Origin of the sequence: Brevundimonas sp., from assembly GCF_052436175.1 — a bacterium.
GTDB lineage: Bacteria > Pseudomonadota > Alphaproteobacteria > Caulobacterales > Caulobacteraceae > Brevundimonas.
On the sequence record NZ_JBQVNM010000040.1, the window covers coordinates 1 to 26,260 of the forward strand.

Below are 26,260 nucleotides of genomic sequence, written 5' to 3' on the forward strand. Positions count from 1 at the left end.
GCGCCCCGGGCCCCCGCCGCCCGCCGGTCCACGCGCCAGACCCCGGTCGAGGCCCTGACCAAGTCTGTCCTGCGCACCGCCGGCACCACTATCACCCGCGAGCTCCTTCGCGGCATCCTGGGCGGACTGAAACGGCGGTGAGCGTCTTCCCCGCCGCTTTCGATCCCGCGCCGACCCTGGTGGGCGAACGGGTCCGCCTGCGGCCCCTGACGCCCGATGACCGACAGGCCCTGTTCGCCGTCGCGTCCGATCCTCTGATCTGGGAACAGCATCCAGCCCACGACCGCTGGAAGCCCGAGGTGTTCGACGCCTTCTTCGACGAGGCCCTGGCCGAGGGCGGCGGACTGGTGGTCGAGGATCCGGCGACCGGCGCCGTCATCGGCTCGTCCCGCTATTCGACCCGCAGGGCCGGGCCGGGCGAAATCGAGATGGGCTGGACCTTCCTGGCGCGGGCCTTTTGGGGCGGCGGCCGCAACCCCGAACTCAAGCGCCTGATGCTGGCCCACGCCTTCGCCGTCTTCGACGCCGCCATCTTCAGGGTCGGGGCGGAGAACCACCGCTCGCGCACGGCTCTGGAACGGATCGGCGCCGAACTGACGGACCGCCGCGACGTCGCCGTCATCGACGGTCGCCGGATGGAGCATGTGGTCTACCGGATCGGGCGATGCGACTTTGAGGCGCGGATCAGCCCTTCGGAACCAGCCGCCACATCCTGAGCGGGTGCCGGACAGAGCCCGCCTCGGCGCCGGCCGCGTCCCCACGACCCATGTAGAAGTCGGCCCGCACCGGACCCCGGATGGCCGAGCCCGTATCGAGCGCCACGACCAGCCCGCGATATTGATTATGCCCGCCGGGCAGGTTTCCGGCGTCGGCGTCCACCCAGACCAGATCGCCATAGGTCCAGTGCGAGGGGTCCACCGCGATGGCCCGGCGCGGGGGCAGGGGCACGCCCGCCGCCCCGGCCGGATGGCCGCCGTCGTCGGGGTCGAGAGCGAAGAAGATGTAGCGCGGATTCAGGGCCATCACGGCTCGGGCCTCGGCGCCGCGATGGGCGGCCAGCCAGGCGCGGATGGCGTCGCCCGAGGTCCCGTTGGCGGGCAGCAGGCCGCGCTCGGCCATGGGCCGGGCGATGCCGACGAAGGGCCGGCCGTTGTCGGCGGCATAGGCGACGCGGGCGGCGTGACCGTCAGGGAAGGTCAGATAGCCGGAGCCTTGGATCTGCAGAAAGAACAGGTCCTCGGCCCGCATCCAGGCCAGGGGGCCATAGGTTTCCGGCCGCGAAACCGCCTGGGCCTCGATGGCCGCGCGCTCGGCATAGGGGCCGGTCGTTCCGTCAGCCCGGCGCTGCACCACCGTCGTCCCCCGCCGTTCCAGATCGCGCGGCTTCGGCAGAACCGGCATGTCGAACTCGGCGTCGGGCGTCCGTCGCGCCGGATACTCGGGCGCGAAATAGGCGGTCATCAGCCCGGGGCGACCGTCCGCCGTCCGGGCGGGAACCACGGTGAAGCCGGTCTCGAAGAAACTTCTGGCCAGGGCGGGGGTCACCGGGCGCGAGGTCTGCTGCAACAGGCGCGCACGATCGCACTGAGTCCGGGCGGCGGCGTCCCTGGCCACGCCGCATCCGGCCAGCCAGGCCTCGAAGGCCGCCACATGGTCTTCGGCGGCCCAGCCGGCCAGGCGGGCGGGACTGTCGGCGGGCTCGGCTCCGGGCCGGGGCGTATAGGGAATTTCGGTCGGCGCCGGAGCGGCCGGGACGGCCGGACCGGACGGCGGAACATTCGGGACCGGACGCGACGTGACGCAGGCGGCCAGCAGCAGACCCGCCCCGATCAGCAGGCCGCCCGTCCGGCCTTTACGAACGAACATCAGGCGGTCGCGGGCTCGACCCGGGCCAGGACCCAGTTGGGATCGGCGGCGCCGAGCACCCGCTCGAACGTCCAGTTCTCGGCCGTGCGACGCTCCTCGATACGGGGCTCGCCGGTCTCGACCCCGTCCGCGCTCAGGATGCGGCTGCGGATCTCGGCCAGGAAACGGACCTTGGCCACGGCCCGGTCGCCCTCGGCCGTGGCGCTTTCCAGATCGGCGCGGGGCGGATGCAGGAACTCCACCTGTTCCGTCTCGGCCCGGGTCTCGCGGGCGGCGATGCCGGTCTCGAACGAGGCCATGACATGGGGAGCCAGCAGGGGCTTCAGCGCCGCCCGGTCGCCCGAGGCGTAGCCGCGCACGATGGTCTCATAGGCCTGACGCGCCCCGTCCAGGAACTTGGCCGGATCGAAGGCCGGGTCGCGGGCCTTCAGCGAGGCGACGGCCGCCAGGGTTCCGGCGTCCAGGGCCGGGCGTTGCGGGGCGCCGTCCACCGGCGGCGGGACCGCGCGGGCGTCCTCCTGCGGCTGACGGCCGACCCGCTTGCCCAGGACGTTGTAGAGCTGGAACAGCACCACGGCCGCCACGGCGGCGAAGAAGATGATCTGGAAATGAATCGGGATCGACAAGGCGATGTCCTGGGTGGCGGCGGCTGGAGCGGGGGAGCGAGCGTCGGACACGGCGCGTCCGAGGCGAGGATTAGGGACTGATATGGGCTGAGGCAAGGCGCGGCGCACCCTCCGGGGGCTGACGCCGTTGCCGCAGGGGCGCGGGTCGTGCTAGTCGCCGCGCCTTCGACCCGGGGCCAGGCGGCGCCGGGCGCTCCCTTTTTCAGATACGGCCCGAACGCCCATGACCGACGCAACCCCTCCCGCCGACGCCAATAACGCCAACGAGGGCGTCCTGCCGCAGGACGCGCCCGGCGGATTCCGCATACTGGCCCAGTACGTCAAGGATTTGTCCTTCGAGAACCCCAAGGCGCCGGAAAGCCTGCGCATCGACGGCAAGCCGGCCATCGACATGAACGTCGAACTGGCCGCCCAGGGTCGCCCGGACGGTCTGTTCGAGGTCGAGCTGCGCCTCTCGGTCAAGGCCACGACCGACCAGGTCTCGGTCTTCCATGTCGAACTGGTCTACGGCGGCCTGTTCCAGCTGACCAATGTCCAGCCCCAGGACATCGAGCCCCTGCTGCTGATCGAATGCCCGCGCTACCTCTTCCCCTACGCTCGCGAGATCATTTCGCGCGCCACGGCGGACGGCGGCTTCTACCCGCCCTTCATGATCGACCCGATCGACTTCACCGGCATCTACCTGGCCCGCCAGCAGCAGGCCGCCGCCAACGCCGACGCCCAACCCGGCCAGGCGTAGGCCCAACCTCACCTCCCCATCGCCGAAGGGCGATGGGGAGGACCGGCGCCGTCAGGCGCCAGGAGGGGGCGACACGGCCGCCGACCGTTGTGGCGAACCCTTCGCCCCGTCGGGATAATCTCCCGAACCCGCATGGCTCAGCCGACAGACGCGCGCGAATTCAACGGCCTGCGTTAAACTCGCCCGCCTGAACCCGCCTCGGTTCACAACCGCCTTACACTCCTCCTGTCCCGTCGCACCGGGAGGCGCGCAAGGCCTTGCGAGTCTGCGGCGGCGGGGACGAAGGCGCGGGACATGCGGCGGTCTGGACACCCGCCGGTTCCGGGTCGGTCTCGCAAGGATCGGTCCGCCCGTGGCGCGGCTTCAACCGGCTAGCGGCGAACAGCCGCGCCGACCGGGCGCTGCGTCGAACCCTTCGTGCGGAGCTTCAGGTGAAATCGGGCGCGATCCTCGGATCGGGTCTCAGATTTCGCCCGATAGTCGGCCTTCGCCGAAACGGTATTTCTCTTTTTCTCCGGGCGAAGTCCCGGCGCTCCGCCCGCCTCCCATTCACCGTCGCATCTGCGGACGGCGCTTCCGCCTGCCCGAAACCCCACTCCCAAGGCCTGACGCCGCCATGAGCCGAGCCAAGCCCAGAGCCCGACGCAACCGACCGGTCATCCCCCTCACGCCGCAGGAGGCGGCGGAGGTCGAGACCCTTCGTGCACGGATTCTGGCCCGGCTGGAGGTCATGAACGCCGAGATGATCGACGAGGGCTGGATCCGCTGTCCCGACTGCGGCGGTCTCAGTCCGCCGGAAACCGATGCAGGCGAAGACGAGCCCTGGCCGGGATGAGCGCGTGGCCCGGTCCTAACCGGCGGCCCCGGTCTCAAGCCCGTAAGCCGCCCACAGCGACCGGTCCTTGAGCGTCGCGGTCAGGAAGGCGACATGCCGCTCCCGCTCCTCGGGCGTCGATCGGGGGGCGAGGGGGACCGGGCGGGGCGGGCGACCGCCGCTGGCCGTCGCCCCGAAGGCCGAGGGCGCCGTCTCGCGCCGGCTGGACAGGTCTAGGACCCGCTCCTTGCCGCCGCGCAACTCCAGATAGACCTCGGCCAGCAGCCGGGCGTCGATCAGGGCGCCGTGCAGGGTGCGTTCGACCAGCGAGACCTTGAACCGCTTGCACAGGGCGTCCAGCGAGTTCGCCATGCCCGGAAACCGCGTCTGGGCCAGCTTCAGCGTATCGATCCAGCGCGCCTCGCCGGTGATCGGATGACCGCAACGATCCAGCTCGAAATCGACGAAGTTGCGGTCGAAGTTGGCATTGTGGGCGATCAGGGGGGCGTCGCCGATGAAAGCCATCAGATCGGGCACGATCTCGGCGAACTTGGGCGCGTCCCTGACCTTGTCGTCGGTGATGCCGTGAACCCGGATGGCGTCGGCCGGAATGGAGCGCTCGGGATTGACGAACCGGTGGAAGGTCCGCCCCGTCGGCAACAGGTCCTCGATCTCGATACAGCCGACCTCGATCAGCCGGTCGCCCGTCTTGGGGTCGAAGCCGGTGGTCTCGGTGTCCAGAACGATCTCGCGCGCCATGCCCCCTTAATGGGGCGCTTCGCCGGCCTGCGGAAGGGGCTAGCGAAATCGGTTGAGTTGGACATCGTCCAACTCGGCTCAGATTTCGCGCCGGTATTCGCTTGGAACCCAGTCGGGCGACAGGACGGTGTGGACGATCCGGCCGACCTCGACCCGGGCCGCCTCCAGCCCCCGGCCGGTGTCGATCACGAAGTCGGCGCGGCGGCGTTTCTCGGCGTCCGGCGTCTGGCGGGCCAGGATGGCCTCGAACCGCTCCCGCGTCATGCCCGGCCGGGCCAGAACCCGAGCCGCCTGAACCTCCGGATCGGCGGTCACCACCACCACCGCATCTACGGCCCGGTCGCCGCCGGTCTCGAACAACAGGGGAATGTCCAGCACCGCCAGCTTCACCCCGCGACGGCGGGCCGCGGCCAGATCATCAACTCGCCCCGCCGCCACCAGCGGATGGACGATGGTCTCCAGCCGACGGAAGGCCGTCTCGTCGCGACCCAGGGCCTCGGCCAGCCGGCCCCGGTCCACGGCCCCGTCCACGACCACGCCCGGAAAGGCCTCGCCGATCGGCCCGACCGCCGCCCCGCCCACGGCGTAGAGGCCATGCACGGCCTGATCCGCATTCCAGATCACGGCGCCCGCCTCGGCGAACATCTGGGCCGTCGTCGACTTGCCCATGCCGATCGAGCCGGTCAGGCCAAGGACGATCATCCGGCCTCTCCGAGCACCTTCAGGCAGACCGGTCGCACATCGAAGTCCGGCGGCGGCCGGTCGAAAATGGCCGCGAACGACGGTCCCGCCTGGCCGATCAGCATGGCCAGGCCGTCCACGGTCGTCAGACCCCGGGCCCGGGCCGCCCTAAGGAAAGGCGTCACCAGCGGCCGATACGTCATGTCCATCACCACCGTCGCCGGATCGAGACGGCCCAGGTCGATGTCCGGCTGGACGCTCAGCGCATTGACGATCAGGGCCGCGCCTTCGAGCGCCGCAGGGCCCGTCGACCAGGCCTCGACACCGGCGCCGAGATCCGCCGCCAGGGCCTCGGCCCGCTCCAGGGTCCGGTTGACGACCCGAACCGTCGCTCCAGCCCCGACCAGAGCGGCGGCGGCGGCCCGGGCGGCGCCGCCCGCGCCGAGCATCGCCACGACGGCGCCGTTCAGCGACAGGGCCGGGGCCTGTTCCTCAAGGGCGCCCAGCAGGCCCAGGCCGTCGGTGCTGTCGGCATGAACCCGGCCGTCCCGGAAGGTCAGGAGGTTGGACGAGGAAGAGATCCGCGCCGTCTCGCTGGTCGTGTCGGCTAGGGCGAAGGCCTGTTCCTTGAACGGGGCGGTGACGTTCAGCCCGCGCACGAACCCGGCCCGGCCGCCGGCGACCAGGGTCTCGAACGCGGCCTCATCGGCCGGGGAAAAGGCGACATAGGCGGCGTCCATCCCCGCCGCTTCGATCCAGGCGTTGTGGATGACCGGGCTCAGGGAATGGGCGACCGGCCGACCGACGATGGCCCCGACCTTCACCGCGCCGGTGATGCGCCCGGAGAGGGAAGATGAACTCATGTCGCGATCACTCCGGCCCGCCGCAGCTCCGCCAGCACCGGCCACAGGGGCAGACCCAGAACCGTGAAATAGTCGCCCTCGACCGCCTCGAACAGCTGCGACCCCATACCCTCCAGCCGGTAGGCGCCGACGCAGGACAGCAGGGCCTCGCCCTCGGCCGCCAGATAGGCGTCCAGAAACGCATCGGAGAAATCCCGCATCCGCATGGCCACGCTGTCCACCCCAGACCAGACCACCGCCCCGTCATGGGCCAGGGCCGCGCCCGAATGCAGGTGATGAACCCGACCGCGCATCTGCCGAAGCCGCTCGCGGGCCTCCTTCAGCGACTTCGCCTTCGACACCAGACCTCCGTCGAAGCTCAGGGTCTGGTCAGCGCCCAGGACCCAGGCGTCAGGGGCATGTCGCGATACGGCCAGGGCCTTGGCGGCGGCCAGTTCTACGGCCAGATCCGTCGGCACGGCGCCGGCCATCGCGACCTTGATCGCGTCCTCATCCACCCCGGCGTCCTCGACGGCAAAGGCGACGCCAGCATCCGTCAGCATGGCCCGGCGCGCGGCGCTTCGCGAGGCGAGGATCAGGCGTTCATCGTTCATGGCGCCGCTCACCAGGTCGATCCGATCCGGTGGGTGCGGCGTTCGCTCAGCAGGTTGGTGATCGCCGCCGCCGTTTCCTCGACCGACCGCCGCGTGACGTCGATCGTCGGCCAGCCACGCCGCTCGAAGGCCCGGCGCGCCTTGACCGTCTCCTCGCGCACTCGGTCATGATCGACATAGTCGGAGGTATGGGCCGCATTCAGCCCGTCCAGCCGGTTGCGGCGGATCTGGACCAGCCGGTCGGGAGAGACCGTCAGGCCGACGACGAGGGGATTCTTCAACCCGACCAGCCGTTCGCCGTCCTCCTGACCGGGCACCAGGGGCACATTGGCCGCCCTGATGCCGCGATGGGCCAGATAGATGCAGGTCGGGGTCTTGGAGGTGCGCGACACCCCGCACAGGACGACATCGGCGCCCTCCAACTGTTCGGCCGTGCCCTGGCCGTCGTCGTGGGCCATGGCGAAATCGAGCGCGCTCATCCGGTTGAAATAGTCGTGGTCGAGGGCGTGCTGGGCCCCGACCCGCGTCGACAGCGCCGCCCCCAGATAGCGGGACAGGGCCCCGACCAGAGGATCCAGCGCCCCGATATGCGGCATGTCCAGTTTGCGACACCCCTCCTCGAGCTGGGCGCGCAACTCCCGGTCCACCAGAGTGTGCAGCACCACCCCCGGCGCCGTGGCCACCTCGGCCAGGACCCGCTCCATCTGCTTGTCCGACCGCACGAGGGCGTAGATGTGCTCGATGGGGATGACCCCGTCGAACCGGGCCGTCACCGCCTTGGCCATGGCGTTCAGGGTCTCGCCGGTCGAATCCGACACCAGGTGGACGTGGAAATAGGTGGCCAGTCGCGAGGCGCCGGCGGGGCGCGCCGGGCTCATCGGAAACCGGCCTTCATGACAGCGGACTCATCGATGGATTCCTGTGGACGGACGTGGGGGCGAGGCGGGACTTCAGGCCCTGCACCAGGGCGCCGATGTCTATAGCGGCCAGGGTCGGCGGGGGCGAGCGGGGATGACCGGGCGCCGTCCGCGAAGTCAGGCTCCGGTCATCCCCACCCGGTCCCGCTCCCCGGCTTCGGCTGGGGAAAGTCTTAATGAAACCTTAACGACATCAAGGGTCATCCCCGCCGGACCCCGCCCGCAAAGCCCCGGGCGTTAAGGATTGGTTAAGATTTGTCCCCGGTTTCTACAGGCGCTTTCCCGGTGTGTGACACCCGACCGACCTCCGTTGAAAGTCTCGTTTCGTTCACGGCGCCGCGACCGATCCGTCCCCGTCGTCCACGACCCTTCTGCTTTCCTCCATTTCTCAAATTCCTTTTGATCAGGAGAAGGAAGGGGCCCGGGCTTGAGGGAAAGTGCGGGGGGACGTAGAGGCAGGCGATGACGACGCCCCTGCTTCTCGATGCGCTCGCCGGCCGAACGACGGCGCGGCCCCCGGTCTGGTTCATGCGCCAGGCCGGCCGGTATCTGCCGGAGTATCGGGCTCTGCGGTCCGAGGCCTCGGACTTCATCGCCTTCTGCCTGAACCCCGAGATGGCGGCTGAGGCGACGCTCCAGCCCATGCGTCGGTTCGGCTTCGACGCGGCCATCGTCTTCGCCGACATCCTGTTGATCCCCCGGGCCCTGGGACAGGACGTCTGGTTCGAGACCGGGGAAGGGCCGCGGCTCGGCGACATGCCGCCGGTCGGGCGGATGTCGGAACTGGCCGAGGGTGCCGGCGAGCATCTGCACCAGATCGGCCAGACCCTGTCGCTCGTCCGTGCCCAGCTTGAGCCTGAACGCGCCCTGATCGGCTTCGCGGGCGCGCCCTGGACGGTGGCGACCTATATGCTGGACGGCGGCAAAAACACCATCGGCAAGGGCGAGCGGGCCTCGGCCCGATCCTACGCCTATTCGGACCCCGATACGGTGGATGGGCTTCTGGCCGTTCTGGTCGAGGCGACGGCCCGGTATCTGAAAATGCAGGCCGACGCGGGCGCCCAGGTGCTCAAGATCTTCGAGAGCTGGGCCGAGGGTCTGCCCGACGACCTGTTTGAGCGGCTGGTTCTCAATCCGCACAAGGCCCTGGTGGCCCGGACGCGGGAACTGGGCGTCACCGTCCCCCTGATCGGCTTCCCACGCGGCTCGGCCGTCCACGCCGCCCGGTACGCGACCGAGGTCGATGTCCAGGCCGTGGCCCTCGACACCGCCTGTCCGCTGGCGACGGGTCGCGAGGTCCAGACCATCAAGCCGATCCAGGGCGCGCTCGATCCCCTGCTGCTGCGCGCCGGCGGCAAGGCGCTGGATGCGCGTGTGGATCAACTGATGGAGGCCTGGGGAGACGGTCTGTGGATCTTCAACCTGGGCCACGGCATCCTGCCGGATGTGCCGATCGCCCATGTCGAACAGGTGCTTAAGAGGATCGGCGCGCAGTGACGGCCGTCGTCGCACCCGCGTCGAACGCCCATGCAGGCGCCCGGCCCGGCGGTCGCCGGGTTGCGGTCGTGCTGTTCAATCTGGGCGGGCCGGATGACGCCGCGTCGGTGAAGCCCTTCCTGTTCAACCTGTTCAACGACCCGGCCATCATCGGCCTCCCGGCGCCTTTCCGGGGCTGGCTGGCGCGGCTGATCTCCAGCCGTCGCGAGGCCTCGGCCCAGGCCAACTATGCGATGATGGACCATGGCGGCGGTTCGCCCCTGCTGCCCGAGACGCGCAAACAGGCGGAGGCCCTGCGAGAACGGGTGGCGGCCGCGCTGCCGGGCGACGACATCCGCGTCTTCATCGCCATGCGCTACTGGTCGCCGATGACGGACCGGACAGCGGCCGATGTGGCGGCCTTCGCCCCGGACGATCTGGTGCTTCTGCCCCTCTATCCGCAGTTCTCGACCACCACGACCCAGTCGTCGCTCAAGGCGTGGGCGGAGGCCTATCGCGGGCCGGGGGTCAGCCGGACGATCTGTTGCTATCCCGCCGCAGAAGGCTGGATCGAGGCCCAGGTCGCCGCCATCCGGTCGAAGCTGGCCGAGGCGGGGGACGCGCCGGTGCGGCTGCTGTTCTCGGCCCACGGCATTCCGGAAAAGCTCATCGCCCAGAAGGGGGATCCCTATCAGGAACAGGTCGAGGCGACGGTCGCGGCCGTCATGGCGCGGCTGGCGGCGGGCGGCGTCCGGGTCGACCACGCCCTCTGCTACCAGAGCCGGGTCGGGCCGCTGAAATGGCTGGGGCCGTCGACGCCCGAGGCGATACAAACGGCCGCCGATGACGGGGTGGGGGTCGTCATCACTCCGATCGCCTTCGTCTCCGAACATATCGAGACCCTGGTCGAGCTGGACATCGAATACGCAGAACTGGCCCACGCGGCGGGCGTCTCGCCCTATCTGAGGGCTCCGGCGGTCGGTGTGGACGCCGCCTTCATCGAGGGACTGGCTGAGGCCACGGTCAAGGCGCTCGGGCGGACCGGAACGGCGCCGGACGGTCCGGGCTGTGGACGCGCCTGGGGGGCCTGTCCCCATCTCAATCCTGAAAGGGCGGCGGCATGAACTGGTATGATCTGGCCCGAGGCCTGCACATTCTGGCGGTGATCGCCTGGATGGCGGGGATGCTCTTCCTGCCGCGCCTCTACGCCTATGATGCCGAACAGAACGGCAAGCCGGAGCCCCTAAAGTCCGAGATGCAGTCCTTGCTACGCCTGTGGCAGGCGCGACTGCTGAGGATCATCATCAATCCGGCCATGACCCTGGCCCTGGTCTTCGGCGCCTGGCTGTTCTGGCTGCGGAGCGGCGGGGGCGCCGACTGGTCCTTCGCCCATCAGCCGTGGATGATCGCCAAGCTGATCGGGATCCTGCTGCTGTTCGGCTGGCATGGCTTCCTGGCCGGGCAGAGAAAGCGGATCGCCGCCGGGACGTCGAAATACTCGAGCCGGTTCTGGCGCATGACCAATGAGATTCCCTTCGTCATCGCCATCGTCATCGTTCTGTCCGCCACCACGGAATGGGCCTTCTCCTAGAGCGCCGCGGCGCCGGGCTACCGCTCGCAACGCGGATGCTCGCGGCTTGAGCCCGGAATGGTTAGTCGGCGGCGTGACGGCCGAAAGCAGCGCCGCTTGACCTGACCGGGGGTTTCGTGGTTTCGCTGCGCGCGAACCGTCCCGATGCTTCGGGCGGTCCCTCTCTCTCGCGATCCCCGCCGGTTCGACCCGCAGGTCCATCGCCCTCCCTCTGGTCCTCCAGGACCGACATTCCAGATTTTCCCGACCGCCCGACCCCCTGTTCGGCGGCGATGACGCTGATCGAATCCCATGACCGACACCACTGACGCCCCCGAAACCGAAGCTGAAACCGAAATCGTGGTCGACGCCGCCGAGGCGGATCGCCGCGAAATCTCGGCCGCCGACCTGCCCATGGTCGATCAGGAAGCCGAAGGCGAAGAGGAGGGCGAGGCCGTCGTCCCCTCCGGCCGCATCACCCTGCAGGAGCTGAACGACAAGACGCCGGCCGATCTGGTCGCCTTCGCCGAACAGCTCGAGATCGAGAACGCCGGCAATCTGCGCAAGCAGGACCTGCTTTTCGCCATCCTCAAGGCCCTGGCCGACGAAGAGGTCGAGATCATCGCCCAGGGCGTGCTCGAGATCCTGTCCGACGGTTTCGGCTTCCTGCGCAGCCCCGACGCCAACTATCTTCCGGGTCCGGACGATATCTATGTCTCGCCCTCGCAGATCCGCCGCTTCGGTCTGCGCAACGGCGATACGGTCCACGGGGCCGTGCGCGGCCCGCGCGAGGGCGAGCGCTACTTCGCCCTGCTCAAGGTCGACACCATCAATTTCGAGGACCCGGAAACGGCCTCGACCAAGGTCCTGTTCGACAACCTGACGCCCCTCTATCCCGAGGAGCGGCTGCACATGGAAATCCAGGATCCGACCCAGAAGGACCGGTCGGGCCGGGTCATCGACATCGTCGCCCCACTGGGCAAGGGCCAGCGCTGCCTGATCGTCGCCCCGCCGCGCGTCGGCAAGACGGTCATGTTGCAAAACATCGCCAAGTCGATCGAGAAGAACCACCCCGAGGTCTTCCTGATTGTCCTCTTGATCGACGAGCGCCCCGAGGAAGTCACCGACATGCAGCGCACCGTGAAGGGCGAGGTCGTGGCCTCGACCTTCGACGAGCCGGCCAGCCGCCACGTCGCCGTCGCAGAGATGGTGATCGAGAAGGCCAAGCGTCTGGTCGAGCACAAGCGCGACGTCGTCATCCTGCTGGACTCGGTCACCCGCCTGGGCCGCGCCTACAACGCCACCGTGCCCTCGTCGGGCAAGGTTCTGACCGGGGGTGTGGACGCCAACGCCCTGCAGCGGCCCAAGCGCTTCTTCGGCGCCGCGCGGAACGTGGAACAGGGTGGCAGCCTGACCATCATCGCCACGGCCCTGATCGACACGGGCAGCCGTATGGACGAGGTGATCTTCGAAGAGTTCAAGGGCACCGGCAACTCGGAAATCGTGCTGGACCGCAAGGTCGCCGACAAGCGCATCTTCCCGGCCATCGACGTGCTGAAGTCCGGCACCCGCAAGGAAGAGCTGATCACGCCGAAGGATCAGCTGACCAAGACCTATGTCCTGCGCCGTATCCTGAACCCCATGGGTCCGCAGGACGCCATCGAGTTCCTTCTCGACAAGCTGCGCCAGTCCAAGAACAACTCCGACTTCTTCCAGTCCATGAACACCTGATCGGCGAACCGGGTCATACCGAGCTGTTTCACGTGAAACCCCGGTAAGACCACGGAATTTCGAACGGAGGCGCCGCAGCCATGAAGATGAACATCGAGATCGAGTGCACGCCTGCGGAGGCCCGCGCCTTCCTCGGCCTCCCGGACGTGACTGGGCTGAACGACCATCTTGTCGAAGAAATGAAGAAGCGCATGGACGCCAATGTCTCGGCCATGCAGCCCGAGGAACTGATGAAGTCCTGGACCAGCTTCGGTCTGTCCGCCCAGGACCACTTCCGCCGCCTGATGGAAGCGGCCGTGACGACGACCAAGCCGTGACGGAATGTCCTCCCTATGAAATGGGGAGGGGGACCGCGGAGCGGTGGAGGGGTTCGTCCAGCCGTTTCTTCCTTCGAGGGGAGAACCCCTCCGTCACGGCGGAAGCGCGCCGCGCCACCTTCCCATCGCTACGCGACAGGGAGGAGACGTGACCACCATCTTCGCCCTCGCCACCCCGCCCGGCCGCGGGGCCATCGCGATCCTGCGCCTTTCAGGCCCCGCCACGCCGGACGCGCTTGAGGCCTTGGGCGCGCACAGGCTGAAACCGCGCATGGCGTCGTTGCGTCGTCTCACGTGGAACGAGATCGTTCTCGACGAAGCCCTGGTGCTCAGCTTCCCTGCGCCCCACTCCTACACCGGTGAAGACTGCGCCGAGTTGCATCTGCATGGCGGCCGGGCGGTGGTCGAGGCGGTGTCGGAGGCCTTGCTGTCGCTCGGTCTGGCCCCCGCTGAACCGGGAGAGTTCACCCGGCGCGCCTTCGAGAACGGGCGCATGGACCTGGCCCAGGCCGAGGCCGTCGCCGATCTGATCGACGCGGAAACCACCGCACAGGCGGGTCAGGCTCTCGGCCAGCTGGGCGGCGCCCTGTCCAGAACCTATGAAGGATTTCGGCGCGACCTGCTCAGGGCCCTGGCTCTGGTCGAGGCCGAGATCGATTTTCCCGACGAGGAGATTCCCGACAATCTGGCGCGCACCGCCGGGCCGGTTCTGGACGGCCTGATGGGCGATATGGACGCCGCCCTCGCCGACGCCGACCGGGGCCGGCGGGTTCGGGATGGCTATCGCATCGTCCTGATCGGGGAGACCAATGCGGGGAAATCGTCTCTATTCAACGCCCTTGTTTCACGTGAAGCGGCCATCGTCACGCCTATCGCGGGAACCACGCGCGACGTGCTGGACGCCGAACTGGTGATCGGGGGCTACGCGGTGACTTTGTCGGATACGGCGGGGCTTCGCGAAAGCGAGGATCCCATCGAGGCCGAGGGCGTCCGGCGGGCGCGGGCGCGAGCCGAGGCCGCTGATCTGCGGCTCTGGGTGCGGGCGCCCGGCGACCCGGAGGGGGCCGCCGCTGACTTCGCGCGACCCGATGATCTGATCGTCCTGACCAAGGCCGACCTGGGGGAAGACACCACGGGCTCGGCGGCCGGGGCCCTGTCTGTGAGCACCACGACAGGACCGGGCCTCGGCGATCTCCACGATTGGATTGCGGCCCGGCTGGCGCGGGATCTGTCGGGCGGCGACTTCCCGGCTGTGACGCGCGAACGGCACCGCCGTCGTCTGGTCGAGGCCCGGGCGGCGGTCGAGGCGGGAAGGCGGGCCCTGGAGGTCGCGCCGGAGATGGCGGGGGACGACCTGCGCCGCGCCGCCGACGCCCTGGCCCGGGTCACCGGCGCCATCGGGGTCGAGGATGTCCTGGGCGAGGTCTTCTCCACCTTCTGCATCGGCAAGTAGACGTTTCACGTGAAATCAGCCGACCGCGCCCGCGTGGCGCTTCGGCCCTGTTTGGACTATATGGCCGGCATGAGCGGCTTGAGTTTTGATGTCATTGTCATCGGCGGCGGCCACGCGGGATGCGAGGCGGCGGCGGCCTCCGCGCGCGCCGGCGCCCGGACGGTCCTTCTGACCCAGAAGCTCGAGACCATTGGCGAGATGTCTTGCAACCCGGCCATCGGCGGTCTGGGCAAGGGCCATCTGGTGCGCGAGATCGACGCCCTGGACGGGCTCATGGGTCGGCTCGGGGATGTCTCCGGCATCCAGTTCCGCCTGTTGAACCGGTCCAAGGGCGCCGCAGTCCAGGGGCCGCGCAGCCAGATCGACCGTCGCCTGTATCGCGAGGCCATGCAGGCCGAACTGGCTGACTATTCCAACCTGACCCTGATGGCCGGCACGGCCGAGCGGTTGATCCTCGACGGCGATCGCGTTGTCGGGGTCGAAACCGGAGCCGGGCAGGCTGTGCGGGCCGGGGCCGTGGTGCTGACGACCGGCACCTTCCTCAACGGCGTGATCCACAAGGGCGACGAACGCATCCCCGCCGGACGTCATGGCGAGGCGCCGTCCACGGGTCTGGCGGCTGACCTCCATGCCGCCGACCTGATGATGGGCCGGCTCAAGACCGGCACTCCGGCGCGGCTGGATGGTCGCACCATCGCCTGGGACCGGCTGGAGATGCAGCAGGCCGATGAGAGGCCGGTCCCCTTCAGCTTCCTGACCGACCGGATTGACGTGCCCCAGATCGCCTGCGGCATTACCCACACGACCGAAGAGACCCACCGCATCATCGCCCAGAACCTGGGCGAAAGCGCCGTCTATGGCGGGCATCTGTCCGGGCGCGGCCCGCGTTACTGCCCCTCGATCGAGGACAAGGTGGTGCGGTTCGCCGACAAGACCTCGCATCAGGTCTTTCTCGAGCCTGAGGGTCTGGATGATCCGACGGTCTATCCCAACGGCATCTCGACCTCGGTGTCGGACGCGACCCAACTGGCCTTCCTGCGGACCATGCCGGGTTTGGAGGCGGTGGAGGTGTTCCGCTTCGGTTATGCGATCGAATACGACTATGTCGATCCGCGCGAACTGACCCCGGCGCTGGAGGTCAAGAAGCGGCCGGGCCTCTATCTGGCCGGCCAGATCAACGGCACGACCGGCTACGAGGAGGCAGGGGCGCAAGGGCTGATCGCCGGGCTGAACGCCGCCCGCGCCGCCGCCGGATCGGACCCGATCATCCTCGGGCGCGACCAGGCCTATATCGGCGTCATGATCGACGACCTCGTGACCAAGGGGGTGACCGAGCCCTATCGGATGTTCACCAGCCGGGCCGAATACCGGCTGACCCTGAGGGCCGACAACGCCGACCTGCGCCTGACCCCCGTCGGCATCGCGGCGGGGATCGTCTCGCCCGCACGCCGCGCCGCCTTTGAGGCCAAGGCGGCGGTTCTGGATCGAGCCCTGAAGCTGGTGCGCGACACCCGCTATACGCCGAAGGAGGCCAATGCCCTGGGGTTGGCCGTCAACGCCGACGGGGTGCGCCGGTCGATCCGCGACCTGCTGGCCTTCCCCGGCGTCGACCTGAAAGCCTTCGAGGCGGCCCATCCGGAGATCGTCGCGTGGCCCGAACAGGTCCGCCAGCAGGTCGAGATCGATGCGGGTTACGCCGGCTATCTGGATCGCCAGGCTTCGGACGCCGAGGCCTTGCGGCGGGAGGAAGCGCTCGCCCTGCCGACCGACCTCGACTATGCGGCCATCGGCGGTCTGTCGAACGAAGTCCGTGAGAAGCTGTCGATGGTCCAGCCCCGCACACTGGGTCAGGCCGGGCGGATCGAAGGCATGACCCCGGGCGCCCTGACGGCCCTGCTGTCCCACGTGAAAAAGCAGCCGGTCTGCGCCTGATGACGCCGGACGAGTTCCAGCGCCTGACCGGCGCCGCGCCCGAACGTATGGCCGAGTTGCGGGCCTTTCTCGATCACCTGACCGAGGCCAATGAAGTCATGAACCTGGTCGGGCCGGACACCATCCCCGACTTCTGGAACCGCCACGCCTGGGATTCGGCCCAACTTCTGGAACTCGCGCCGGACGCCCGGACCTGGGCCGACCTCGGCGCGGGGGCGGGCTTTCCCGGGGTGGTGCTGGCGATCCTGCTGAAGGGCCGGCCGGACGCCCATGTCTGGCTGATCGACAGTCTGGGGAAACGTTGCCGCTTCCTGCAATATCTGGTCGACGACCTGTCGCTTCCGGCCACGGTGATCAACGGCCGGGCGGAGGCGCAGACGATCAGGGTCGACGTCGTCACCGCCCGCGCGGTGGCGCCGCTGGAGAAGTTGCTGGGTTATGCACAGCCCTATTTCGCCCGCGGTGCACAAGGTCTGTTTCTCAAGGGAGAGAAGGCCGAGGCCGAGTTGATCGAGGCCCGCAAGGTCTGGCATGTGCAGAGCGACCTCTCCGTCTCGCGCAGCGACCCGCGCGGCCGTATCCTTTCTGTCAGGAGCCTGCGACGTGGCTGACCGCCCGGACAAGACCCCGACTGCCGCCTCCCGCCCAACGCGGGTTCTCGCCGTGTCCAACCAGAAGGGCGGGGTGGGCAAGACCACGACCGCCATCAACCTCGGGACGGCCCTGGCCGCCATCGGCGAGCGCGTTCTGATCGTCGATATGGACCCCCAGGGCAATGCCTCCACCGGTCTGGGTGTTCCACGTGAAACACGCCGGATCACCATCTATGACGTGGTCGTCGACGGCCGGTCCATCCATGACGCCGCCGTCCAGACCAATGTGCCGGGCCTCGACATCATCCCGGCCGACGCGGACATGTCCGGGGTGGAGATTGAGCTGAGCCAGGCTGACCGCCGGTCCTATCGCCTGCGCGACGCCCTGCAGAAACAGGGCGAAAGCGGTCATACGCGGTATGACTATGTTCTGATCGACTGCCCGCCGTCCCTGAACCTGCTCACGCTGAACGCCATGGCGGCGGCCGACGGGGTTCTGGTGCCTTTGCAATGCGAGTTCTTCGCCCTGGAGGGGCTGACGCAGTTGATGAAGACCATCGAGATGGTCCGGCACAGCCTCAATCCGGCTCTGGAGATCCAGGGCCTGGTCCTGACCATGTACGATCGCCGCAACGCCCTGTCGGGCCAGGTCGCCGCCGATGTGCGCGGCCATTTCGGCGACAAGGTCTATGAGGCTGTAATCCCTCGCAATGTGCGGGTGTCCGAGGCGCCGTCCTTCGGCAAGCCAGTCCTGATCTATGATCTGAAATGCACCGGCAGCCAGGCCTATCTTCGTCTGGCGCGCGAAGTGGTCGGCCGCGAACGCCAGAAGCGCGCCGAGATGGCGGCGGCCTGAACGCCGCCGTCCGAGAGAGTTCAAGGGTTAGGATACCATGGCTGCTGATCGACAAAGAGGACTGGGCCGTGGCCTGTCGGCCCTGATGGGCGAGAACGCCGCCGAGGCCGTGCCGGTGGCGGGCGGGGCCTTGCCGACCGGCGTCCAGATGGCGCCGATCGAGACCCTGAAGCCCAACCCGGATCAGCCGCGCAAGATCTTTACCCCGGCGGATCTGGAAGAACTGACCGCCTCGATCCGCGACAAGGGGGTGCTGCAACCCATTCTCGTCCGCGCCCAGCCCGGCGAACCGGGTGTCTGGCAGATCATCGCCGGCGAACGCCGCTGGCGCGCGTCGCAGGGGGCGCGCCTCAAGGAGGTGCCGATCATCGTCCGCGACATGGACGATGTGGAGGTGCTGGAAGTCGCCATCATCGAGAACGTCCAGCGCGCCGATCTGAACCCGGTGGAAGAGGCCAATGCCTACGCCCTCTTGATGGAGCGGTTCGGTCGGACCCAGGACGCCCTGGCCGGTGTCGTCGGCAAGAGCCGCAGCCATGTGGCCAACACCCTGCGTCTGCTGCAGCTGCCGGCCTCGGTGCTGGCCCATGTGACCGAAGGCCGGATGTCTGCCGGCCACGCCCGCGCCCTGATCACGGCCCGCGATCCCGAGGCCCTGGCCGAGACCGTGGTGTCCGAGGGCCTGAACGTGCGTCAGACCGAGGCCCTGGCCCGCAAGTCGCAGGAGCCGGTCAAACCAACCGGTTCGGCGTCGAAGGGGGCGTCCGGCGGCTCGGCCGATACGGCGGCACTCGAACAGGATCTGGCCGATGCGCTCGGACTGAAGGTCGCCCTGAGCGACCGGGGCGGGAAGGGGGAACTGACCCTCACCTACAAGTCGCTCGAGCAACTCGACGATCTTTGCCGTCGGCTGATGCGGGCCTGACGCCGCAGCCGTGCTAGGGTGCGCGCATGACCGACCAACCTGAAACCGCCGCCGAAGCCCTGAAACGCGTCCTCGCCGCCAAGAAGGCGGGGTCGGCCGGAGCGGGCAAGGCCGCCTTCAAGCCCGGGCAGCATCCTGAAAAGGTCGCCGCGGCCCGCAGCACGGCCATGGCCAAGCCCGCCTTCCGCAAGGCGTCGAAGCGGGGCTGATGCCTGGCCCTCTCCCCTTGTGGGAGAGGGAGATCGCGCACGGCGGCGTAAGCCGTCGTTCTGGCGCGGTCGGGTGAGGGGTCATGGCGGCGTTCTAAGTGAGTTTGGCTGACGCAGATCTTCGCCGTCAGCATAACCCCTCATCCGTCGGGCTTCGCCCGCCACCTTCTCCCGCAAGGGGAGACGGGAAGTGGTCAGAGCCCAAGCCTTCGCGCCCGTGCGGAAATCTCCAGCAACAGGCGTTCGGCGATCAGGGCTTCGGGCATGCCGGTGGTGCGCGTAGCCAGGTCGGCGGTGTTGACGCTGTCCAGAACCCGATCGAGATCATCCAGCCGCCAGGCCCGGGCCTGACGCAGCATCTCGGCCTCCTGCTTCCAGAAGACGCCCGCGGCCTTGGCCGCCTCCTTGGCACCCGCTCCCGCGTTCTGCAAGATATTGATTCGGCGCAGTTTTCCGAGGTGGATCGAGGCCTGACGTACAGCCAGGACGGCGGATTCGCCCTCGGCCAGAGCGCGTCTCAGGCCCGCCTGCGCCGGGGCGGGCTTGCCGCCGAAGGCCTGAAGCGCCGCGTCCTGAAGCGAGGCGTCGGGCTCGACCCCGAGGTGGGCCTCCAACTGGTCCACATCCAGTTGCCGACCCGATCCCGGGCCGATGTAGAGGATCAGCCGCTCGATCTCCTGCCGCATCAGGCCGCGTCCGCGGGGCAGGCGGCTGACGAAACGGTCCAGGGCGTCGGCGCTCAGCGACACCTTCTCGGCCGACAGGGCTTCGCGCGTCATCCGGGCGACGTCGCCGACCTCGTCCTCGTAACAGGCGATGCCGACGGCGGCCTTGTGGCTCTCGGCGGCCTTCCTCAGGGCCGAGTCGCGGCCGAGGGCTCCGGCCTCGATGACCAGCATGGCGTCGGGGTTAAAGCCGTCGTCGGCATGGGTCTTGAGCGCGGCCGCCACAGCCTTGTCGACCGAGGCCTTGTCCGATCCCAGCCGCACCCGAACCAGACGTCGCCCGCCGATCATGGACAGGGCGGTCAGGGCCTCCTCCAGCCGCGCCTCGTCGCCGTCGATGTCGCTGTCGGTCAGCAGGGTGACGTTGAAGGGATCGTTCAGGTCCGGCGTGATGGCCTTGCACAGGATCTCGGACCGTTCGGCCACGCCGGACCGGTCCTTGCCGTGAATGACCACGGCGCGCACGGCGGCGTCGGGCCGCGCCAGGAAGCGGTCGATCTCGGGGCGTTTGGCGAGGATCACGCGCAAGCCGCCATGGGCTAGCGCCCGGCCAGGGCCTGGAGGAGGTCCAGACGGATCAGGCGCGCCAGCTCGGCGGCGGCCCGGTCCTCGCCGTCCTGCTGGGCGGCGATGGCGGCGTAGGGCTGGTCGGCCGAGCCATAGGTGGTGGTGACCGTCTCGGTCCCGGTCAGGGGCGCCCCCCCGGACGTCGGGGTCAGGGTCCAGGCCGCCTTCACCGTCAGCTCGTAGCGTGTGGCGGTGTCGTCGATGCGCCGACCCAAGGGGCGGCGGCTCTGCTGCACCTCGGTGGTCAGGCGATAGAGGGGCGTCGCAGACCGGTTGAAGGCCAGGGCGTCCTCGAGCTGTTCACGCAGCCGATAGCCGAGCCGGTCGTCCTGGGCCGACACGGCGATGCGCGTCAGGGATGCGCCCGCGCCGCCGTCGCCATACAGGGGCGTGAAGCCGCAGGCCGAGAGGGCGATCCCGGCGATCACGGACGCGAAGACGACGGCCCGCCGCATCAGCCGGCGACCAGTTTGACGATACGATCGGGCTCGTCTTTCACCTTGCGGACGGTCTGGCCATTGGCCGCAAGGTAGGCATGAAACGCCTCGCTGGCGAGGGCCTCCGCCTCCACGACCTTGGCGTCGGCGCCGCGCGGCATAGAAATTTCGCCGCGCCGCTTGCCGTTTATCTGGATGGGCAGGACCACTTCGTCATCGGCGGCCAGAGCGGGGTCGTAGACGGGCCAGGGCGCGTCCAGAACCATGCCGGTCTCTCCGAGACGCGACCATCCCTCCTCGGCGACGTGGGGGGTGAAGGGGGCGATCAGGCGGGCCAGGGCCGAGAGGGCCTGACGTCGGGCCTCGCCGCTCGCGGTCTTCGCATCCCGGACGGTGGCCAGGAAGGCGTAGAGCTTGGCGATGGCGGAGTTGAAGCGGAAGCCCTCGACCCCCTCCGACACGGCCTTGATGGCCTTGTGCGTCTCGCGGATCAGGGCGGCGTCGGCGGCCGGATCGCCTGCGGCCGAGGCGTCGAAGCCGTCGAACTCGGCCCAGACGCGCTGGACGAAGCGGCTGGCGCCCTCGACCCCTCCGGGGGTCCACTGAACGTCGCGCTCGGGCGGGCTGTCGCTGAGGACGAACAGGCGGCCGGCGTCGACGCCGTGCGAATCCAGGATTTCCTGCGGCGCGACGACGTTCTTCTTGGACTTCGACATCTTCTCGATGTCGCCGATGATCAGGGGCTCGCCCGTCGACAGACGACGGGCGGAGCGAGCGCCCGCCGCGTTGGTCAGATCGACATCGGTGGGCTCGACCCAGGCGCCGGCCTCGGTCCTGTAGGTCTCGTGGACCACCATGCCCTGGGTGAACAGGCCCGCGAACGGCTCCTTGACCGACAGCATGCCGGCGTCCGACAGGGCGCGGGTGATGAAGCGGGCGTAGAGCAGATGCAGCACCGCGTGCTCGACCCCCCCGATATACTGGTCCACCGCCAGCCAGCGGTCGGCGGCGGCGGCGTTGATCGGCTCGGCCGCCGTCGGATCGGTGAAGCGGGCGAAGTACCAGCTGGAATCGACGAAGGTGTCGAGCGTGTCGGTCTCGCGCGTCGCCTCGGCGCCGCAGGACGGGCATTGGACGTGTTTCCAGGTCGGATGCCGCGCCAGGGGGTTGCCGGGCGTGTCGAAGGTCACGTCCTCGGGCAGGACGACCGGCAGCTGAGCGGCCGGAACCTCGACCACGCCGCAGGCGTCGCAGTGGATCACCGGGATCGGGCAACCCCAATAGCGCTGGCGCGAAACGCCCCAGTCACGCAGGCGATAGATGGTGGCGCCCTTGCCCTGGCCCTCGGCCTCCACCCTGCCGATGGCGGCGGCCTTGGCGGCTTCGACGTCCATGCCGTCCAGGAAGCCCGAGTTGAAGGCGCGGCCCGGCCCCGTGTAGGCCTCGGTCCCGATCTCGACGGTCTCGGTGTCGTCGGGCTTGACCACGGGGATGACCGGCAGGTCGTATTTGCGGGCGAAGTCCAGGTCGCGCTGGTCGTGGGCCGGACAGCCGAAGATGGCGCCCGATCCATAGGTCGACAGCACGAAATTGGCCGCCCAGACGGGCAGGGTCTTGTCCGGGTCGAACGGGTGACGGACCCGGACGCCGAGATCGACGCCTAGCTTCTCGGCCTTTTCGATGTCGGCTTCACTGGTGCCCGTCTGGGCGCAGGCCTTGACGAAGTCGGCGACGTCCGGCCGGTGTTCGGCGATGGCCTTGGTCAGGGGGTGGTCGGGAGCCAGGGCGATGAAGCTGGCCCCGAACAGGGTGTCGGGCCGGGTCGTATAGACCTCGATCGGATCACGGGCGTGATTGGGCTCTCCCTTGGGCGAAGCGGGCAGGAAGGCCGGGGCGTCGACGATCTCCCACCACAGGGTCGCGCCCCTGGACTTGCCGATCCAGTTTTCCTGCATCAGCCGGACCTTCTCGGGCCAGCGGTCCAAGGTCTTCAGCCCGTCGATCAGGTCGTCGGCATAGTCGGTGATGCGCAGGAACCACTGGTTCAGCTTGCGCTTCTCGACCGGTGCGCCCGAGCGCCAGCCCTTGCCGTCGATCACCTGTTCATTGGCCAGGACGGTGTTGTCGACCGGATCCCAGTTGACCACCGCATCCTTGCGATAGACCAGCCCGCGTCGATAGAGCTCCAGGAACCAGGCCTGCTGCCTGCCGTAGTATTCCGGGTCGCAGGTGGCGAACTCGCGCGACCAGTCCAGCGACAGGCCCAGCAGCTTCAGCTGCTCGCGCATGTTGGCGATATTGTCGTAGGTCCAGCCCTTGGGGTGGATGCCGCGCTCCATGGCGGCGTTCTCGGCGGGCATGCCGAAGGCGTCCCAGCCCATGGGATGCAGAACATCAAAGCCCTGCGCCCGCTTGTGGCGCGCGACCACGTCGCCCATCACATAGTTGCGGGCGTGCCCCATGTGGATGTTCCCCGACGGATAGGGAAACATTTCAAGGACATAGTATTTCGGTCGCCCGGTGTCCTTCGTGACGAAGGCGTTCGCATCGGCCCAGCGCTTCTGCTGGCGGGGTTCGGCGGTCTTGGGGTCGTAACGGGCCACGGGAGTCCTGGAAGCATGGAGGACGTCCTGCCCTCGCGCCTCACATAGCCCGAAGGACGCGGACGCCCAAGGAAATCAGACCTTAACCCTCGCGCTCAGACAGCGAGCCTGAGTTTACCCTCGGGCCGATCGAAGATCGGTCCCGGGGGCGCGGCGAGCGTTAGCGCCCCAAAAAGACGACTGAGCGCAGCGCGCTCAGTTCGCGTGGGCGAGGTTGAGCTGGCGCGCCTTGGTCAGGATGGCGTTCTCCAGATCGGTCTCGGTCTGGGCGGCGACCGGGGCGGGGGCCCAGGCGCCGTCGGCGCCCTTGATCTCCTTCGTCACCGTCACGTTGAGCGCGTCGGCGCGCAGGCGGGTGTCAAGGATGAAGACCGTCGCCTTGAACCGCTCGTTCGGGGCCTGGGTGTCGGTGTACCAGTCGTAGTTGATCACGCCGCCGAACGGGTCGGCCGTCAGCAGGGGCATGAAGCCCATGGTGTCCAGGCTGGCGCGCCACAGAAAGCCGTTGACGCCGATGGTCTGGGTCGTGGATGGCGTCGGGGCCTTGTCCCGGTTCATGAAGGGCAGGCCGCCGCAGGCCGACAGCATCAGGCCGGTCACGATGGCGGCGGCGGCGCCGACGCGCGCTGTCGCGGCGCGGGTCACGGGCGTGGCGACCATCGCAGTCTTGGGGGCCATCAGGGGAATCTCCATATCAAGGGGCGGTCGCGGTCGAAATATCGGATCGTCAGGTCCGAAGCCTGAAGGCCCGCGCGACGGTTCCGGACTGGGTCCGCAAGGCGACGCCGATGGGCCGCTCTATAACACGGTGAAAAGGGGCGATGACAAGGCAGGCAGGGCCACAAGCGACACGGGACGGTCACCGGACTGAAATCCGCCAACACGGCTTCACCCTAATCCCGTGACGCCAGCGCCACAGACTCCGGCCATAGTCCATGGAACAACGGTCTTTGGTCGGTGTTGCGTTGACCGGGACCAAGCGAGGTGTCTAATCGCGACGTTCACGGCGAAAACGCCGGTTCCTCGGCGAAGTCCTGCGGAATCGCCGAGACGAGTCTTTCCGGGTTCGCCTGGAAACCAAGGGTTGGAAATGCGTGCTGGTCTTGTGATCATCGGTCTGGCGGGGGCGGTTCTGCTCTCCACGGCAGGTCATGCCTCGGCCCAGTCGCAGACCGGTGCGAGAACGCGCGCGCCCGCTGTTTCCCTCGCCGAGGCCCAGAACGCCCAACGCGCCCGGCCGGCGCCGCAACGCCGCGGCCTGCTGCGCTGGATGGACAGCGGCCGTTGGGGTCTGGACTTCAACATGAACGAGCCGGTGGGCCGCGAAGCCCAGCTCGGCGACGTCCAGGCCGGCGCCTATTACAGCGTCAGCCCGCGCCTGCGCGTGGGCGCCTCGGCCGGACTGGCCGCGCCCGAACAGGATCCGGCGCGCGCGCCGGAGACGGATCGCCGCGCACAGCCGCGCATCCGGCTGGAATCCATCTTCAAGTTCTGATCAGACGCCGAAGGCGCGGTTGAAGGCTTCGACGCCCGCGATCCCGCATGCCCCGGTTCCGGCCAGCGCCCCGACATTGGTGACGTCGATCCCGCCGAGGGCATAGACCGGCAGTGTGGACCGCCGCACCGCCTCGGCCAGGCCTTCGACGCCCAGGGCCGAACGGGGCGGAGAGGGGCTGTTCGTCGGGAAGATCGGGGACAGGACCAGGGCGTCGATCCCGGACGTTGCGGCGTCCAGATCTCCGTCAGGGTGCGCGGCGGTGGTGATCAGCCAGTCAGGGCAGGTCTGACGAAGGTCGCTGGCCCGATTCCGCGCCCGTTCTGGCAGATGCACCCCGTCGGCGCCCACCGCCCCGGCCAGATCGGCGTCCAGCCCGATCAACAGCCGGACGCCGCGATGCGTGGTGACCTCCCGCAACCGCCGCGCGGTCGCCTCGGCCCCGGCGGTCCCGAAATGGCGATAGACGACGGCCGATCCGGCCGGAAGGCGTGCGGCGGTAGTCCAGGGCTCGGGCATGCGGATCGGGTCAGTGAAGAACAGCAGGGGCGGAAGGGCGACCGGGCGCCCCTCCGGGCTGACAGGGGCGGCTGCGCGGGCTAGAGCGAGGGCGGCGGTCCACAGCGCCCGCCCCTCGTCCGAAAGCACATCCAGGCTGGCGTCCGTGACCGACATGGTTTCCTCATCCTCCGGTTCGGGGCCGGCGTCCATCGCCGCGCGGTTCGAGGCCGTGCGGGCGCGCATCGTCGCCGCCGCCCGGGCCGCCGGGCGCGATCCAGCTTCGGTGGTCCTGACGGCGGTGACCAAGACCCAGCCGCCCGAGGCCATCGACGCCGCTCTGGCGACGGGGCAGCGGGTGTTCGGTGAAAACCGTGTGCAGGAAGGGCAGGGTCGATGGATCCCGCGCGATCCGGCCGGGTCGGGGCTGGAACTGCGCCTGATCGGCCCGCTCCAGTCCAACAAGGCCGCCGACGCCGTGGCCCTGTTCGACGTCATCGAGACCCTGGACCGGGACAAGCTGGCCCGGGCCCTGGCCGAGGCGGTGCAGAAGGTCGGGCACAGTCCGCGCCTGCTGGTTCAGGTCAACACCGGCGCCGAGCCGCAGAAGGCCGGCGTCCTGCCGGACGACGCAGACGCCCTGATCGCCCGGGCGCGCGTCGACTATGGCCTGACGGTCGAGGGGTTGATGGCCATTCCTCCGGCGGCCGAGGCTCCTGATCCGCATTTCGCCCTTCTGGCCCGGATCGCCGAGCGCAACGGCTTGCCGGTCCTGTCGATGGGGATGAGCGGGGATTTCGAGGCGGCGATTCGCCACGGCGCCACCCATGTTCGTGTCGGATCAGCGCTTTTCGGGGAGCGGACGGCCGCGCCGGGGGTTCAGAGGGCTTGAAAGCGCTCGTTTTTCCGCGTCGCCCTTGGCGTGGAGCCCAAGCCTCGCCATTGTTACAGACATGCCCACGCCCAAGACCCTCCTGATCATCGACGACGACGACGACCTGCGCGAGGCGCTGGC

At 68.9% G+C, this 26,260-nt stretch carries 29 protein-coding genes; 17 read left to right on the forward strand and 12 right to left on the reverse strand.

Going from position 1 to position 26,260, the window contains the following annotated elements:
- Positions 1–141, forward strand: a 141-nt coding sequence (locus ACT6QK_RS09935; RefSeq protein WP_444597696.1) for a helicase HerA-like domain-containing protein, incomplete at its 5' end; no start/stop codon positions are given.
- Positions 138–716 carry a GNAT family N-acetyltransferase gene (locus tag ACT6QK_RS09940; RefSeq protein WP_444597672.1) on the forward strand — a complete coding sequence of 193 codons (579 nt, stop codon included), beginning with the start codon at positions 138–140 and terminating at the stop codon, positions 714–716. The genes ACT6QK_RS09935 and ACT6QK_RS09940, both read left to right, overlap by 4 nt.
- On the opposite strand, the gene ACT6QK_RS09945 is transcribed toward ACT6QK_RS09940, so the two are convergent.
- Positions 685–1,866, reverse strand: coding sequence for an MltA domain-containing protein (locus ACT6QK_RS09945; protein WP_444597673.1), 1,182 nt, complete (start codon positions 1,864–1,866; stop codon positions 685–687). The two genes, ACT6QK_RS09940 and ACT6QK_RS09945, sit on opposite strands and share 32 nt — an antisense overlap.
- The gene (gene timA / locus ACT6QK_RS09950; RefSeq protein WP_444597697.1) at positions 1,866–2,486 is read right to left on the reverse strand and encodes a TIM44-related membrane protein TimA; all 621 of its coding nucleotides are present in this window, start codon (positions 2,484–2,486) and stop codon (positions 1,866–1,868) included. The genes ACT6QK_RS09945 and timA overlap by 1 nt, the downstream gene beginning before the upstream one ends.
- Positions 2,487–2,715: 229 nt before the next feature.
- Between timA and secB the strand changes: the two genes are divergently transcribed.
- Both secB and ACT6QK_RS09960 read left to right on the forward strand, forming a co-directional pair.
- Entirely contained in the window at positions 2,716–3,231 is a 516-nt protein-coding gene (secB, locus tag ACT6QK_RS09955; protein ID WP_444597674.1) for a protein-export chaperone SecB, read from the forward strand.
- A gap of 616 nt (positions 3,232–3,847) precedes the next feature.
- Positions 3,848–4,066: a hypothetical protein gene (locus tag ACT6QK_RS09960; RefSeq protein ID WP_444597675.1), complete on the forward strand. Its 219-nt coding sequence runs from the start codon at positions 3,848–3,850 to the stop codon at positions 4,064–4,066.
- 15 nt (positions 4,067–4,081) lie between these two features.
- On the opposite strand, the gene dnaQ is transcribed toward ACT6QK_RS09960, so the two are convergent.
- The 5 genes from dnaQ to ACT6QK_RS09985 form a co-directional block, all read right to left on the reverse strand.
- On the reverse strand, positions 4,082–4,804 hold the full coding sequence (dnaQ, locus tag ACT6QK_RS09965; RefSeq protein ID WP_444597676.1) for a DNA polymerase III subunit epsilon: 723 nt from the start codon (positions 4,802–4,804) through the stop codon (positions 4,082–4,084).
- A 78-nt stretch (positions 4,805–4,882) separates the two neighbouring features.
- On the reverse strand, positions 4,883–5,506 hold the full coding sequence (gene coaE, locus ACT6QK_RS09970; RefSeq protein WP_444597677.1) for a dephospho-CoA kinase: 624 nt from the start codon (positions 5,504–5,506) through the stop codon (positions 4,883–4,885).
- Positions 5,503–6,348: a shikimate dehydrogenase family protein gene (locus ACT6QK_RS09975; protein WP_444597678.1), complete on the reverse strand. Its 846-nt coding sequence runs from the start codon at positions 6,346–6,348 to the stop codon at positions 5,503–5,505. Before ACT6QK_RS09975 ends, coaE begins: the two co-directional genes overlap by 4 nt.
- The gene (locus tag ACT6QK_RS09980) at positions 6,345–6,941 is read right to left on the reverse strand and encodes a Maf family protein (protein WP_444597679.1); all 597 of its coding nucleotides are present in this window, start codon (positions 6,939–6,941) and stop codon (positions 6,345–6,347) included. Before ACT6QK_RS09980 ends, ACT6QK_RS09975 begins: the two co-directional genes overlap by 4 nt.
- An 8-nt stretch (positions 6,942–6,949) precedes the next feature.
- Complete coding sequence (locus tag ACT6QK_RS09985; protein ID WP_444597680.1) at positions 6,950–7,819, reverse strand: pyruvate, water dikinase regulatory protein; 870 nt, start codon at positions 7,817–7,819, stop codon at positions 6,950–6,952.
- A gap of 501 nt (positions 7,820–8,320) precedes the next feature.
- Between ACT6QK_RS09985 and hemE the strand changes: the two genes are divergently transcribed.
- From hemE to ACT6QK_RS10040, 11 genes are all read left to right on the forward strand, one after another.
- Positions 8,321–9,355: a uroporphyrinogen decarboxylase gene (hemE, locus tag ACT6QK_RS09990; protein WP_444597681.1), complete on the forward strand. Its 1,035-nt coding sequence runs from the start codon at positions 8,321–8,323 to the stop codon at positions 9,353–9,355.
- Positions 9,352–10,458, forward strand: coding sequence for a ferrochelatase (gene hemH, locus ACT6QK_RS09995; RefSeq protein ID WP_444597682.1), 1,107 nt, complete (start codon positions 9,352–9,354; stop codon positions 10,456–10,458). The genes hemE and hemH overlap by 4 nt, the downstream gene beginning before the upstream one ends.
- Entirely contained in the window at positions 10,455–10,925 is a 471-nt protein-coding gene (locus ACT6QK_RS10000) for a CopD family protein (RefSeq protein ID WP_444597683.1), read from the forward strand. Before hemH ends, ACT6QK_RS10000 begins: the two co-directional genes overlap by 4 nt.
- Positions 10,926–11,216: 291 nt before the next feature.
- Positions 11,217–12,635 (forward strand): transcription termination factor Rho, encoded by a 1,419-nt coding sequence (rho, locus tag ACT6QK_RS10005; RefSeq protein ID WP_444597684.1) that lies wholly within the window; start codon positions 11,217–11,219, stop codon positions 12,633–12,635.
- A gap of 80 nt (positions 12,636–12,715) precedes the next feature.
- On the forward strand, positions 12,716–12,952 hold the full coding sequence (locus ACT6QK_RS10010) for a DUF6489 family protein (protein ID WP_444597685.1): 237 nt from the start codon (positions 12,716–12,718) through the stop codon (positions 12,950–12,952).
- 148 nt (positions 12,953–13,100) lie between these two features.
- Positions 13,101–14,405 carry a tRNA uridine-5-carboxymethylaminomethyl(34) synthesis GTPase MnmE gene (mnmE, locus tag ACT6QK_RS10015; RefSeq protein WP_444597686.1) on the forward strand — a complete coding sequence of 435 codons (1,305 nt, stop codon included), beginning with the start codon at positions 13,101–13,103 and terminating at the stop codon, positions 14,403–14,405.
- A gap of 60 nt (positions 14,406–14,465) precedes the next feature.
- Complete coding sequence (mnmG, locus tag ACT6QK_RS10020) at positions 14,466–16,337, forward strand: tRNA uridine-5-carboxymethylaminomethyl(34) synthesis enzyme MnmG (RefSeq protein WP_444597698.1); 1,872 nt, start codon at positions 14,466–14,468, stop codon at positions 16,335–16,337.
- Positions 16,337–16,948 carry a 16S rRNA (guanine(527)-N(7))-methyltransferase RsmG gene (rsmG, locus tag ACT6QK_RS10025; protein ID WP_444597687.1) on the forward strand — a complete coding sequence of 204 codons (612 nt, stop codon included), beginning with the start codon at positions 16,337–16,339 and terminating at the stop codon, positions 16,946–16,948. The genes mnmG and rsmG overlap by 1 nt, the downstream gene beginning before the upstream one ends.
- Positions 16,941–17,786 carry a ParA family protein gene (locus tag ACT6QK_RS10030; protein ID WP_444597688.1) on the forward strand — a complete coding sequence of 282 codons (846 nt, stop codon included), beginning with the start codon at positions 16,941–16,943 and terminating at the stop codon, positions 17,784–17,786. Before rsmG ends, ACT6QK_RS10030 begins: the two co-directional genes overlap by 8 nt.
- A 37-nt stretch (positions 17,787–17,823) precedes the next feature.
- Complete coding sequence (locus ACT6QK_RS10035; protein WP_444597689.1) at positions 17,824–18,711, forward strand: ParB/RepB/Spo0J family partition protein; 888 nt, start codon at positions 17,824–17,826, stop codon at positions 18,709–18,711.
- Between the two features lie 26 nt (positions 18,712–18,737).
- The gene (locus tag ACT6QK_RS10040; protein ID WP_444597690.1) at positions 18,738–18,920 is read left to right on the forward strand and encodes a hypothetical protein; all 183 of its coding nucleotides are present in this window, start codon (positions 18,738–18,740) and stop codon (positions 18,918–18,920) included.
- A gap of 194 nt (positions 18,921–19,114) precedes the next feature.
- Here ACT6QK_RS10040 and holA read toward each other — a convergent pair whose 3' ends face one another.
- The 4 genes from holA to ACT6QK_RS10060 form a co-directional block, all read right to left on the reverse strand.
- Positions 19,115–20,167, reverse strand: coding sequence for a DNA polymerase III subunit delta (gene holA / locus ACT6QK_RS10045; RefSeq protein ID WP_444597691.1), 1,053 nt, complete (start codon positions 20,165–20,167; stop codon positions 19,115–19,117).
- Positions 20,168–20,184: 17 nt separating this feature from the next.
- A complete protein-coding gene (gene lptE / locus ACT6QK_RS10050) occupies positions 20,185–20,667 on the reverse strand; it encodes an LPS assembly lipoprotein LptE (protein WP_444597692.1) in 483 nt (160 codons plus the stop codon).
- Positions 20,667–23,252, reverse strand: coding sequence for a leucine--tRNA ligase (gene leuS / locus ACT6QK_RS10055; protein ID WP_444597693.1), 2,586 nt, complete (start codon positions 23,250–23,252; stop codon positions 20,667–20,669). The genes lptE and leuS overlap by 1 nt, the downstream gene beginning before the upstream one ends.
- Positions 23,253–23,447: 195 nt before the next feature.
- Entirely contained in the window at positions 23,448–23,840 is a 393-nt protein-coding gene (locus tag ACT6QK_RS10060; protein WP_444597699.1) for a DUF3576 domain-containing protein, read from the reverse strand.
- A gap of 502 nt (positions 23,841–24,342) precedes the next feature.
- Between ACT6QK_RS10060 and ACT6QK_RS10065 the strand changes: the two genes are divergently transcribed.
- Complete coding sequence (locus ACT6QK_RS10065) at positions 24,343–24,747, forward strand: NtrZ family periplasmic regulatory protein (RefSeq protein ID WP_444597694.1); 405 nt, start codon at positions 24,343–24,345, stop codon at positions 24,745–24,747.
- Here the strand turns inward: ACT6QK_RS10065 and ACT6QK_RS10070 are convergent, their stop codons facing one another.
- On the reverse strand, positions 24,748–25,422 hold the full coding sequence (locus ACT6QK_RS10070; RefSeq protein WP_444597695.1) for a thiamine phosphate synthase: 675 nt from the start codon (positions 25,420–25,422) through the stop codon (positions 24,748–24,750).
- Here ACT6QK_RS10070 and ACT6QK_RS10075 point away from each other — a divergent pair.
- Positions 25,421–26,137: a YggS family pyridoxal phosphate-dependent enzyme gene (locus tag ACT6QK_RS10075; protein WP_444597700.1), complete on the forward strand. Its 717-nt coding sequence runs from the start codon at positions 25,421–25,423 to the stop codon at positions 26,135–26,137. The genes ACT6QK_RS10070 and ACT6QK_RS10075 overlap by 2 nt on opposite strands.
- Positions 26,138–26,260 lie beyond the last annotated feature (123 nt).